Here is a 12,739-nt window from a genome sequence, read left to right on the forward strand (position 1 = left end):
GGTTTGAGTTTTTTTGTCCTCTCATTTCTTTTATGGATTGACGGCAAACGGACTTGATTCTTTCATGAATGACGAACAATATAAAAGAGGTAAAACGGGATCAAACGGAGAAAATGTAGTAGAATAAGAACAGCTAAGAAGATATCAAGCAGTAGAAACAGACGTTAGGAAGAGGATTATATGTTAAAGAGAATGCTAAAATCGTATGACTACTCATTATTGTTCGCCATCATCTTAATCAGCGCATTCGGTTTGGTTATGGTATATAGCTCAAGTATGATTACATCTGTTATCAGATACGATGCCGCGCCAGATAACTTTTTTAAGAAACAGCTCTTATTTATGATTGTTGGAGCAGCCATCTTAATCTTTACAGCATTAGTTCCATATCAGCTGTTTTCAAATAAGAAATTCCAGATTGGTATGCTGCTGATTTCAGTTTTTTCCCTCATCTATGTGTACTTTCTCGGTCATGTTGCAGGGAACGCAAGAAGCTGGATCAAATTAGGCCCTTTTAGTCTTCAGCCAGCTGAATTTGTGAAGATTGTCGTCATCATCTATCTTGCTGCGGTCTATGCCAAAAAGCAGCATTATATTGATCATATTTTAAGAGGTGTCACGCCTCCAATCGTGATTGTCTCTATCCTGTGCGGATTTATCATTTTGCAGCCAGACTATGGGACAGCCTTTATTATTGGCATGATTGCCCTTGCGATGATTTTATGCTCAGGCTTTAGCGGCAAAACGCTTGCGAAGCTGCTGGCGCTATTTAGTGCAGTGATGGTCGTCGTGACCCCGTTTATTATTCTTTTTTGGGATAAAATTTTCACGCAAAATCGTCTCGGACGTTTTGAGAGTTTCCAAGATCCATTTAAAGATGCAGGGGCTACTGGGCATCAATTGATTAATTCATATTATGCGATTGGATCAGGCGGCTTTTTTGGACTCGGTCTAGGGGAAAGTGTTCAAAAGTACGGGTATCTTCCAGAACCGCACACAGATTTTATCATGGCAATTATCTCAGAAGAGCTTGGTTTTTTCGGCGTGTTTTTTGTTCTCGCTCTTCTTGGTTTCATCGTCGTGAAAGGTTTTTATATTGCGAGAAAGTGTGAAGATCCGTTTGGAAGTTTGCTTGCAATAGGAATTTCCTCCATGATTGCGATCCAAACTTGTATCAATTTAGGCGGTGTTTCAGGTCTTATTCCAATTACTGGGGTGACACTTCCGTTTATCAGCTACGGGGGATCGTCTATCATTTTACTTAGCATCTGTATGGGAATGCTGCTGAATATCAGCATGTTTACTGAATATAAAGAGCGTTATAAAAAGAAAAAATCAATGAGCAAACCATCGGTTGAAAAAAATGGATTGCAGAAAACTTTGAATCTTTAGAAAACAAAAGTGTACAGTTTTCATTTCTTCCTTTATTATAGAGTACATATAAAATTTTAAGGGATATGGAGGAGTGAGAATGTCACAGAGAACAATTCAAAAGGTTCTAGTTGCAAACAGAGGGGAAATCGCTATCAGAGTCTTCAGGGCCTGTACGGAGCTCAACTTACGTACAGTGGCCATTTATTCCAAAGAAGACTCGGGCTCTTATCATCGCTATAAAGCTGATGAAGCATATCTAGTTGGAGAAGGGAAGAAACCGATTGATGCCTACCTCGATATCGAGGGGATCATCGAAATTGCAAAACGAAATGACGTGGATGCGATTCATCCAGGCTACGGATTTTTATCCGAAAACATTCATTTTGCAAGACGATGCGAAGAGGAAGGCATTCAATTTATCGGTCCAACTTCTCAGCATTTAGATATGTTTGGAGATAAAGTAAAGGCGAGAGATGAAGCGAAAAAGGCTGGTATTCCAGTCATTCCAGGAAGTGACGGACCAGTTGATTCGGTCGAAGAAGTCGAAAAATTCGGTGAAGAATACGGTTACCCGTTTATTATTAAAGCTTCACTAGGCGGCGGCGGCCGGGGTATGCGCATTGTCAGATCAAAAGAAGAGCTGAAGGAAGCCTATGACCGTGCGAAGTCAGAGGCAAAAGCTGCTTTTGGAAATGACGAAGTATACGTTGAAAAGCTGATTGAAAATCCAAAACATATTGAAGTGCAGGTGATTGGAGACAATCACGGCAATATCATTCATTTATATGAGCGTGACTGCTCTGTTCAAAGGCGGCATCAAAAGGTCATTGAAGTGGCGCCAAGTGTGTCTCTAACAGATCAATTGCGTGAAGATATTTGCGAAGCAGCTGTCCAGCTGGCCAAGAATGTATCGTACATTAATGCAGGGACTGTAGAATTCCTTGTTGCAAATGGAGAGTTTTACTTTATTGAAGTCAATCCAAGGGTGCAGGTAGAACACACGATTACAGAAATGATCACAGGTGTCGATATCGTTCAAACCCAAATTCTTGTTGCAAAGGGGCATAACCTTCACAGCAAAGAAGTTGGTATTCCAAAGCAAGAAGATATCTTTACACACGGCTTTGCCATTCAATCAAGGGTCACAACAGAAGATCCTTTAAATGACTTTATGCCAGACACAGGAAAAATTATGGCCTACCGCTCAGGTGGGGGATTTGGTGTACGTCTTGATACAGGGAACAGCTTCCAAGGTGCGGTCATTACACCTTATTACGACTCACTATTGGTCAAGCTGTCTACATGGGCGCTCACGTTTGATCAAGCGGCTGCTAAAATGGTTCGAAATTTACAAGAATTCAGGATTCGCGGGATTAAAACTAACATCCCATTTCTTGAAAATGTGGCTAAGCATGAGAAGTTCCTAAAAGGGGAATACGATACATCGTTTATCGACTCAACGCCAGAGCTATTTAATTTCCCTAAGCAAAAAGACCGTGGAACGAAGATGCTGACTTATATTGGTAACGTTACCATTAATGGGTTCCCGGGTATTGCGGAGAAAAAGAAGCCTCATTTTGACAAGCCAGACGTACCGAAGCTTCCTCTTAATCAAGAGATTCCGTCTGGGACAAAACAATTGTTAGATACGCATGGACCTGAGGGACTTGCCAACTGGGTAAAAGAACAAAATAACGTCCTTTTAACTGACACAACCTTTAGAGATGCGCATCAGTCTCTGCTTGCGACACGCTTCAGAACACATGATTTAAAGAAAGTTGCCCAGCCGACAGCAGGTTTATGGCCAGAGCTGTTTAGTATGGAAATGTGGGGCGGGGCTACATTTGATGTTGCGTACCGTTTCTTAAAAGAAGATCCTTGGGAACGATTGAAAGAGCTTCGTCAAGAAGTGCCAAACACGCTGTTCCAAATGCTGTTAAGATCATCAAATGCTGTCGGATATACAAACTATCCGGATAATGTGATCAAAGCATTTGTAAAAGAATCAGCCGAGGCAGGCATTGATGTGTTCCGTATTTTCGACAGCTTAAACTGGGTCAAAGGCATGACGCTTGCCATTGATTCTGTTCGGGAATCAGGCAAAGTGGCAGAGGCGGCGATTTGTTATACGGGAGATATTCTTGATCCATCTCGTCCAAAATATGATCTTGATTACTATGTATCTCTTGCAAAAGAGCTTGAATCTGCCGGCGCGCATATTTTAGGTATTAAAGATATGGCGGGGCTATTAAAACCGCAGGCAGCCTACGAGCTAGTCTCTGCTTTAAAAGATGAGCTTACGATCCCTATCCACCTTCATACGCATGACACGAGTGGAAATGGACTGTTCACCTATGCAAGAGCGATTGATGCAGGTGTTGATATTGTGGATGTTGCCGTCAGCTCTATGGCAGGACTCACATCGCAGCCAAGTGCAAGCTCACTTTATTATGCTTTAGATGGACATGAAAGAAAGCCAGACATGAATGTCCAATCTGTCGAACGCCTTTCTCAATACTGGGATTCCGTCAGAAAATACTATCATGAATTTGAAAGCGGCATGAATTCGCCTCATACAGAAATTTATGAGCATGAAATGCCTGGCGGTCAATATAGTAACTTGCAGCAGCAGGCGAAAGGTGTCGGTCTTGGCGAGCGCTGGAATGAAGTAAAGGAAATGTACAGACGTGTGAATGACATGTTTGGTGATATTGTAAAGGTAACACCATCCTCTAAAGTAGTTGGAGATATGGCACTTTACATGGTGCAAAATGATCTAACAGAAGAAGATGTTTATGAAAAAGGCGCAACACTAGACTTCCCGGATTCTGTTGTGGAATTATTTAAAGGCTATTTAGGCCAGCCGCATGGCGGATTCCCAGAAAAGCTGCAAAAGCTGATTTTAAAAGGGGAAGAGCCTCTTACTGTCAGACCTGGTGAGAAGCTGAAGCCAGTGGACTTTGAAGACATTAAGAAGCAGTTCAAAGAATCTCATGACCTGACGTTAACAGAGCAAGACGCAATTGCGTATGCCTTATATCCGAAAGTCTTTTCTGAATTTGTCCAAACAGCAGAAAGCTATGGTGACATCTCTGTTCTTGATACACCAACGTTCTTCTACGGGATGAGGCTTGGAGAAGAGATTGAGGTAGAAATCGAAAAAGGAAAAACCCTGATTGTCAAACTCGTATCAATTGGTGAACCGAATCCAGATGCCACAAGAGTTCTTTACTTTGAGTTAAATGGCCAGCCGCGTGAAGTGGTGATTAAGGATGAAAGCATCAAATCCTCCGTTCAAGAAAAAATGAAGGCGGACCGTTCAAATCCAAATCACATCGCCGCATCGATGCCAGGCACTGTCATTAAAGTACTCGTGGAAAAAGGGCAGAAAATTTCACAAGGTGAGCATTTGATGATCAATGAAGCCATGAAAATGGAAACGACTGTACAAGCACCATTTTCTGCGGTCGTAGATGAAATACATGTGACAAATGGAGAACCGATTCAAACCGGTGATCTGTTAATCGTATTAAAGCCTGAATAAGAAGTGAGACACATCCACCGTGATGTGTCTTTTTTGAGCGCATTAAAATGTGCAGCAGCCAGTGAGAGTGATTACACTATAGAGTGAGGTGAAGAAGGTTGGACAACATTGTTGTGATTTGGTTTCGCCGGGATATGCGATTAGATGATCATATCGCCTTATCAAAAGCGATCACATATGCAAAAAAACACGAGTACAAATTATTTGCTCTTTATCATCTAGATCCATTTTTTACTGAAATGGACCTCGATTTAAACAACGAACATTTTTTTCAAAGCTTGGCGCATTTTATCAAGAAAGCAAGAGAATCTCAAATGTATGTTCATCTTCTCTATGGTGATGTCTTGCGTGCCTTTCAGCAAGTTATCGATGTGTATGACATCAAAGCTGTCTTTTTTAATGAAGATCAAGTGGGAATCGGTCAAAAGCGTGACCATCAAGTAACCGCTTTTTTAGAAAAGAAGGGCATTCATGTATCAAAATGGCAAGATACACACCTTCACGGGGCGCAAGATATCTTAAAAAGGGATGGCACTCATTATCAAGTGTTTACTCCATACTATCAATCATGGCGAAAGCAAGAGAAGCAGCCTGTGATAAAAGTTGACAAATCATTTCTCAGCAGCGCTCATACGATTTGTGATGAGTCACTTTCACACAAAGGGAATGACAAACTACGCAGTATAATCATGAGATGCTCAAGAAAATTTGATCAAATCGGTTCACGCAAAGCGATGAACACGCTGCATGACTTTATCCAAAAAAGACTAACACGTTACCATGAAAAACGAGATATGCCATCTGTTTTTGGAACGAGCAAGCTGTCACGTTTCTTGAAAACAGGGACTATCTCAATTCGAACGATCTTTTATGCGGTACATGAGGAAGCACTGTTTGAAGACGAGGGCAGAGAAACCTTTATCAAAGAGCTGGCGTGGCGAGATTTTTACCATATGATTTATGCTCATTATCCAGAAATGAAAGAAAAAGAAATCAATTCAGCGTTTCAAGGGATGAAATGGAATGAAGATGAGACGCTGTTTGAAGCATGGTGTAAAGGTGAAACAGGCTTTCCTCTCGTTGATGCAGGGATGAGACAGTTAAATGAGGAAGGCTGGATGCATAACCGTTTAAGGATGGTCACCGCCTCATTTTTAACAAAGGATTATTTGATTGATTGGAGAAAGGGAGAATCGTATTTTGCAAAAAAGCTTGTGGATTATGATGAGGCTTCGAATATCGGAGGATTTCAGTGGGCAGCTTCTGTTGGGACAGATGCCGTGCCGTACTTCCGTATTTTTAACCCAACGACCCAGTCAAAGCGGTTTGATCCAAGCGGGGAATATATTAGAAGATATGTACGAGAGCTAGAGCATGTTGAGGAAAAATGGATTCATGAACCAAGTAAAATGCCGATAGATGAACAACGGAAATCGAGCTGTGTGCTGGGTGATACATACCCGCTGCCGACAGTTGATCACAAGGAAAGACGCAAAAAAGCCATCTCGCTATTCGAAGAAGCAAAACGACAATAAAGAATCCCCCTCTCTACATGAAAGGGGGATACAATTTTTATCTAAATGGCTCTTTGCTTTCATATTTAAACCGGGCAATAAGTAAGCAGAAGTAGCATAGTACCCCAAACAAACAAGAAATAAAGAATGAATGAGCCAGCGCGTAACCAAGTGCAAGCTGAGAATAAACAGACATCACACCTGAAATGGCTTGAAGTGTAATCAGAATGGCTGAGATAATCCACCCATAATAAAGCTGCTTCTGTTCTTTATAATGTTTTATGGCATGGAACATAGCGACAAATATCCAGACGAATAAAAGAAGTGCTGCTGCTCGGTGAGACATTTGAACCCACTGATTAAAATACGCTGGAAGCGCACCGTCTTTTGAACAAAACGGGAAGACAGAACAAGCAAGGCTTGACTTTGTATGTCTCACATAAGCGCCCGTATATACCACGATATACGTATACGTAATCAACCCATAAATATGGAACTGCATTTTTTTGCCGATATGAAGCGGCTTCACAAGCTTTGTTTCAGATCTGGTTGCTTCAAAGACAAGAAGTGCAAGCAGTAATACTGAAGCAAATGAAATGAGTGAAATACCGAAGTGCAGTGCCATCACAAGTGCGTTAGAACCAAATACGACGGCAAGAGCTCCTAACAGCGCTTGAAGCATTAAAAATATAATGGACATGATGACCAAAAATTTGGTTTCACGGAATACTGGACTAATTTTTTTCCAGCATAAGACCGCCAGTGCCAGAACAAGAATGGTGGAAACCCCTGTTGACATGCGGTGACTCCATTCGATGATGGAAGCGGGGTTCATTTCAGGAAAGAAACGACCGTGGCAAAGGGGCCACTGTCTACCGCAGCCAAGACCCGAACCGGTTTTCGTCACAAGCGCACCGCCAATCAGCACGATCAGCATCACAAACGTTGTGATCACGCTCAATAGCCTTAAAGCAAATTTCATCAAATTATTTCACCTTCTCTAAAAAACTTCTGATGTAAATGAAAACCTCACATGCTCTCAAGTTTAAGCCAAATGCGTGTTCTGTTGCAATTCATAATGACCAAAGTTCACAAAAAAATGATATGTTAGTTCACAAAGTTTACAGATTTAGAGTGCTTGATCTTTCTTTGACAGTCTGATAGAAATAGAGGAGAGAATATTTCATTTTGCACCGCCTTCTGAAACACACATATATCCTAATAAATTCACGAAAAGTTCACAAATAACTTCAAGTTTGTCGTTTATTATTTAATAGGATGTTTTTTTACAGCTGTTTATCTTGTATGATAGAGTTGTAATGATTTTACGTGTCATTCGTTCGTTTGAAGGTTTGGGCAAGGGAGGTTATACACATTGGCAAATTCCAAAACAGCCGCGGAAGCAGCTATTCATGGACAAATAGAAGAAACAACAGCGTGGAAAGATTTTCTTGCTCTGATTAAAATGGGCATCGTCAATTCCAATTTCATTACGACATTTACTGGAATGTGGCTTGCTTTTTATTTTACAGGTATGAGTTTTCTTGGAAATCTTGATATTGTGCTGTTAACAATGATTGGTTCTTCTCTTATTATTGCCGGTTCATGCGCAATTAATAATGCGTTTGACCGTGATATTGATATATTAATGGAAAGAACAAAAACAAGACCGACGGTTACAGGTAAAATTCAGCCGGGGCAAGCGTATGCATTTGGCATTCTGCTTGTTGTATTAGGACTCATTATGCTTCTGATGACAACCATTACATCAGCAGTGATTGGATTTATTGGAGTCTTTACTTATGCGGTTCTTTACACCATGTGGTCTAAACGCCATTACACGATCAATACAGTTATCGGAAGTGTATCTGGCGCGGTTCCGCCATTAATCGGCTGGACAGCTGTCACAGGTACAATCGACACAACGGCTTGGGTTTTGTTTATGATTATGTTCATTTGGCAAATCCCGCACTTCCTGTCACTTGCGATTAAGAAAACGGAAGATTACCGTAAGGCGGGCATTCCAATGCTGCCAGTTGTTTACGGCTTTGAAGTCACAAAACGCCAGATCATCATTTGGACAGCATGTCTTCTACCGCTTCCATTTTTCTTAGGTGGATTAGGATGGCCGATTGTCGCACTTGGTACATTGCTTAATATTGGATGGCTTGTTATTGGCCTTATGGGCTTTAAAATGAAAGACATCATGAAGTGGTCGACGCTCATGTTCGTTTATTCATTAAACTACTTAACCATCTTTTTCGTAGCGATGATTATTATTACACTATTCTAGAGTGAAATACACTTTGATCACATCAAAACAATGGCTATATCTTATAACACAACATTTTCTAACAACTATGAAAGCCGCCTGATATTCAGTTCTATTTAGGCGGCTTTCTGTTTATACATAGATGGTATTTTGAGTAAAAACATCATTTTTTTATGAAAAGAGGAAATGTAAGTGCTTTTATAAGAGGCGGGGGTTATAGATGGGTGAGAAGTGATTTTATAAATAAGAGGTAAAAAGCGAAAGGCAAAGGAGATCAAGCAAAAGGGGTTGGGACAAATTATGATAAGAAAATGGCGTGTTTATTCACTGTTTCTCTTACTGACGCTCGTTTTGGCGGGCTGTGGTGAACCATACTTATCAACACTCAAGCCAGTTGGGGAAGTAGCAGATAAACAGTTTTTCCTAACGGTACTGAGTACACTTATTATGGTTCTTGTCGTCATTGTTGTATCGATCATTTTCTTTTACGTCATCATTAAATTCAAACGTTCTAAAGTGGGAGAAGATACGATTCCAAAGCAGGTGGAAGGGAACCGCAACTTGGAAATCACATGGACAGCGATTCCGATTCTTCTACTCATTATTCTCGTTGTACCTGTTGTTGCATACACGCTTGAACTAGGGGACACAAGCGCTATGGATAAGAAAAAACGAGATCCTGAAAAGACACTTGTTGTTAATGTAAGGGCCAGCTTATATTGGTGGGAATTTGAATACCCTGATTATGGGATTGTCACAAGTCAGGAATTGATCGTACCAACAGATCAAAAGGTGTATTTTAAGCTGAAAGCATCCGATGTCAAACACTCATTCTGGATTCCATCGGCTGGCGGTAAAATTGATACAAACACAGATAATGAGAACAAATTTTATTTAACCTTTGACTCGAAACGAACGAAAGATGCAGGGGAATATTTCTACGGGAAATGTGCGGAGCTTTGCGGGCCGTCACATGCTTTAATGGACTTTAAAGTTAAAACGCTTTCTCAAGATGAGTTCTTAGGATGGACGAAAAAAATGGCTGATTACAAGAAGCCTGAATCCACAAAGGATCTCGCTTTAGAGGGTGAAAAGCTATTTAAAGAGAAAAACTGCTTAAGCTGTCACGCAGTAGAGCCTGGTGACAAACGGCCGGAAGCAGCAAGGACAGCACCAAACCTTGCGACCTTCGGAGAGCGAACGAAAGTAGCTGGAATCAAAGACATGAACAAAGAAAATGTGAAAGCATGGCTGAAAGATCCGGAAAGCTTTAAACCAGGTAATAAAATGACAGGAACGTACCCTAAATTAAATGACTCAGAAGCAGATGCACTTTACGAGTATTTAAAAGGTCTTAAAATCGAGTAACGCCTAGAGCAGATATTCAAGAGGGTATGTGATCGATGTGAAGTTTTTGTTAAGAGCTCCCGAATATGTCTCTACAACCGAGAAGCCGTCATCTGTCAGACATAGTCTGCTTAAAGGATCGTGAAGAAAGACATCTATATGAAAAGGGGCAAATGGGAGATAAGAGGGGGATTTCATGGTGAGTACAATAGCTAAAAAGCGGGGGTTTGGCGCTGTCTTATGGGATTACTTGACAACGGTTGACCACAAAAAAATTGCCATATTATATTTAGTGGCAGGGGGATTTTTCTTTTTGGTTGGCGGGATAGAAGCGATGTTTATCCGTATTCAGCTAGCCATCCCTGAAAGTGATTTTGTCAGTGCAGGGGTTTACAATGAAATCATGACGATGCATGGAACGACAATGATTTTCCTTGCAGCTATGCCGCTTTTATTTGCATTAATGAATGCGGTTGTACCAATTCAAATTGGTGCACGTGACGTAGCATTTCCGTTTGTGAATTCACTTGGTTTTTGGTTATTCTTTTTCGGAGGAATTTTCTTAAACCTTGGATGGTTTATGGGCGGAGCACCTGATGCTGGCTGGACTGCATACGCTTCGCTCACGCTGAATTCAGAAGGGCATGGAATGGATTTCTATATTTTAGGTTTGCAGATTGCGGGTATTGGTACGCTGATTGCCGGGATTAACTTTCTTGCAACGATTATTAATATGAGAGCGCCTGGCATGACGTATATGAGAATGCCGCTCTTTACTTGGACGACATTTGTCGCCTCTGCACTTATTTTATTCGCATTCCCGCCGCTGACAGCAGGGCTTGCGATGCTGATGCTTGATAGAATGTTTGATACGAGCTTTTTCAATCCAGAGCTTGGAGGAAATACAATCATTTGGGAGCATTTGTTCTGGATTTTCGGACACCCGGAAGTATATATCTTGATCCTGCCGGCATTCGGGATCTTCTCTGAGATCATTCCGGTGTTTGCAAGAAAAAGATTGTTTGGTTACTCGTCCATGGTGTTCGCTACTGTATTGATTGGTTTCCTTGGATTCATGGTATGGGCGCATCACATGTTCACTACGGGGCTTGGACCTATCGCCAATGCGATCTTTGCTGTAGCGACAATGGCAATTGCGGTGCCAACAGGAATTAAAGTATTCAACTGGCTGCTCACGATATGGGGCGGTAATGTGAAGTTTACAACGCCGATGCTTTATTCTGTTGCCTTTATTCCGTCGTTCTTACTTGGCGGGGTAACTGGGGTCATGCTTGCGGCAGCTGCAGCGGATTATCAGTTCCATGATACGTATTTTGTTGTGGCGCATTTTCATTACGTCATTATCGGCGGGGTTGTATTCGGTATTCTAGCAGGTGTGCATTACTGGTGGCCGAAGATGTTTGGAAAAATACTGAATGAGAAGCTTGGAAAAATTGGCTTTGTGCTGTTTTTCATCGGTTTCCATTTAACTTTCTTTATCCAGCATTTTCTCGGTCTATGGGGCATGCCGCGCCGGGTCTTTACATTCCTGCCAGGTCAGGGTCTCGAGCTTGGGAACTTGATCAGTACGATTGGGGCACTGTTTATGTTTGTAGCTGTTGTGATCATGCTGATTAATATCATCTGGACAACAGCCAAAGGGGAGCGTGTATCGAGCGATCCTTGGGGAGATGGAAGAACACTTGAATGGGCAGTGTCTTCGCCTCCGCCAGAATACAACTTTAAACAGCTTCCGCTTGTTAGAGGACTAGATCCATTATGGATTGAAAAAATGGATGGTAAAAAAGGAATGACAGCATCTGAACCGCTCGATGATATTCACATGCCGAATAACTCCATCTTGCCTGTCATTATCTCATTCGGTCTATTTGTGTCAGCGTTTGGTTTCATGTATCGTCAAGAGCACAGCTGGGGGCTTCCGGTGATCTTCATTGGTCTTGGCATTACGTTTGCGACCATGCTGGTTAGGTCTCTGAAAGATGATCATGGATACCATATTCACAAAGAAGATTTGACTGACGACGATGATAAAGGGGTGAAAGCATAATGGAACCACAAAAAATGACGGCGGAAACCTTTCCGGCTTCTCCTGAGAAGGCCACGTTAGAAGGGAAGAATAAGTTTGTCGGGTTCTGGCTGTTTCTTGGAGGAGAAACCGTTCTGTTTGCATCGCTTTTCGCCACTTATTTGGCGCTGAAAAACTCAAATGCAGGCGGAGCAAAAACAACTGATATGTTTGACCTCACACTTGTCTTTATTGCCACAATGCTTCTATTAACGAGTAGTTTAACGAGTGTGTATGCCATGTATCATATGAAAAACTTTGCCTTTAAAAAGATGCAGCTTTGGCTTGGTATCACGGTCCTTTTAGGTGCTGGATTTTTAGGGGTTGAGATTTATGAGTTTTATCACTATGTGCATGCGTATGAGTTTACGATTACCAGCTCAGCTCTTGGTTCTTCCTTCTATACACTTGTAGGAACTCACGGAGCTCACGTTGCCTTCGGACTTTGCTGGATTACCGCTCTTATGATTCGAAATATGAGACGCGGACTTGATTTATACAATGCGCCGAAATATTATGTGGCAAGTCTCTATTGGCACTTCATTGATGTTGTGTGGGTCTTCATCTTTACCGTTGTATATTTAATGGGAATGGTGGGATAA

General features: G+C 41.6%; 8 protein-coding genes. 7 read left to right on the plus strand and 1 reads right to left on the minus strand.

The window, feature by feature from the left end; translation table 11 throughout:
- Nucleotides 1-180 precede the first annotated feature (180 nt).
- The 3 genes from ftsW (at nt 181) to MHB66_RS07040 (ending at nt 6,453) form a co-directional block, all read left to right on the plus strand.
- Nucleotides 181-1,392: a putative lipid II flippase FtsW gene (gene ftsW / locus MHB66_RS07030; RefSeq protein ID WP_046310843.1), complete on the plus strand. Its 1,212-nt coding sequence runs from the start codon at nt 181-183 to the stop codon at nt 1,390-1,392.
- A gap of 79 nt (nt 1,393-1,471) precedes the next feature.
- On the plus strand, nt 1,472-4,918 hold the full coding sequence (pyc, locus tag MHB66_RS07035) for a pyruvate carboxylase (protein WP_034281655.1): 3,447 nt from the start codon (nt 1,472-1,474) through the stop codon (nt 4,916-4,918).
- A 98-nt stretch (nt 4,919-5,016) separates the two neighbouring features.
- Nucleotides 5,017-6,453, plus strand: coding sequence for a deoxyribodipyrimidine photo-lyase (locus MHB66_RS07040; protein WP_227001716.1), 1,437 nt, complete (start codon nt 5,017-5,019; stop codon nt 6,451-6,453).
- A gap of 37 nt (nt 6,454-6,490) precedes the next feature.
- Here MHB66_RS07040 and MHB66_RS07045 read toward each other — a convergent pair whose 3' ends face one another.
- Nucleotides 6,491-7,414: a heme A synthase gene (locus tag MHB66_RS07045; RefSeq protein WP_034281657.1), complete on the minus strand. Its 924-nt coding sequence runs from the start codon at nt 7,412-7,414 to the stop codon at nt 6,491-6,493.
- A gap of 393 nt (nt 7,415-7,807) precedes the next feature.
- On the opposite strand from MHB66_RS07045, the gene cyoE reads away from it, so the two are divergent.
- The 4 genes from cyoE to ctaE all read left to right on the plus strand — a co-directional run bounded on the left by cyoE (nt 7,808) and on the right by ctaE (nt 12,739).
- Entirely contained in the window at nt 7,808-8,725 is a 918-nt protein-coding gene (cyoE, locus tag MHB66_RS07050) for a heme o synthase (RefSeq protein WP_034281660.1), read from the plus strand.
- 279 nt (nt 8,726-9,004) lie between these two features.
- A complete protein-coding gene (gene coxB / locus MHB66_RS07055; protein WP_034281662.1) occupies nt 9,005-10,072 on the plus strand; it encodes a cytochrome c oxidase subunit II in 1,068 nt (355 codons plus the stop codon).
- 175 nt (nt 10,073-10,247) lie between these two features.
- A complete protein-coding gene (ctaD, locus tag MHB66_RS07060) occupies nt 10,248-12,119 on the plus strand; it encodes a cytochrome c oxidase subunit I (protein ID WP_034281664.1) in 1,872 nt (623 codons plus the stop codon).
- Nucleotides 12,116-12,739 carry a cytochrome c oxidase subunit III gene (ctaE, locus tag MHB66_RS07065; RefSeq protein WP_087977219.1) on the plus strand — a complete coding sequence of 208 codons (624 nt, stop codon included), beginning with the start codon at nt 12,116-12,118 and terminating at the stop codon, nt 12,737-12,739. Before ctaD ends, ctaE begins: the two co-directional genes overlap by 4 nt.

It is taken from the genome of Bacillus sp. FSL L8-0167, assembly GCF_038630295.1.
Classification (GTDB): domain Bacteria; phylum Bacillota; class Bacilli; order Bacillales; family Bacillaceae; genus Bacillus; species Bacillus safensis.

Bases quoted from the DNA above. Each gene is read 5' to 3' on its own strand.
- ctaD (WP_034281664.1), top strand. From the start codon at position 10,248: ATGGTGAGTACAATAGCTAAAAAGCGGGGGTTTGGCGCTGTCTTATGG.
- pyc (WP_034281655.1), top strand. From the start codon at position 1,472: ATGTCACAGAGAACAATTCAAAAGGTTCTAGTTGCAAACAGAGGGGAA.
- ftsW (WP_046310843.1), top strand. From the start codon at position 181: ATGTTAAAGAGAATGCTAAAATCGTATGACTACTCATTATTGTTCGCC.
- coxB (WP_034281662.1), top strand. From the start codon at position 9,005: ATGATAAGAAAATGGCGTGTTTATTCACTGTTTCTCTTACTGACGCTC.
- MHB66_RS07045 (WP_034281657.1), bottom strand. From the start codon at position 7,414: ATGAAATTTGCTTTAAGGCTATTGAGCGTGATCACAACGTTTGTGATG.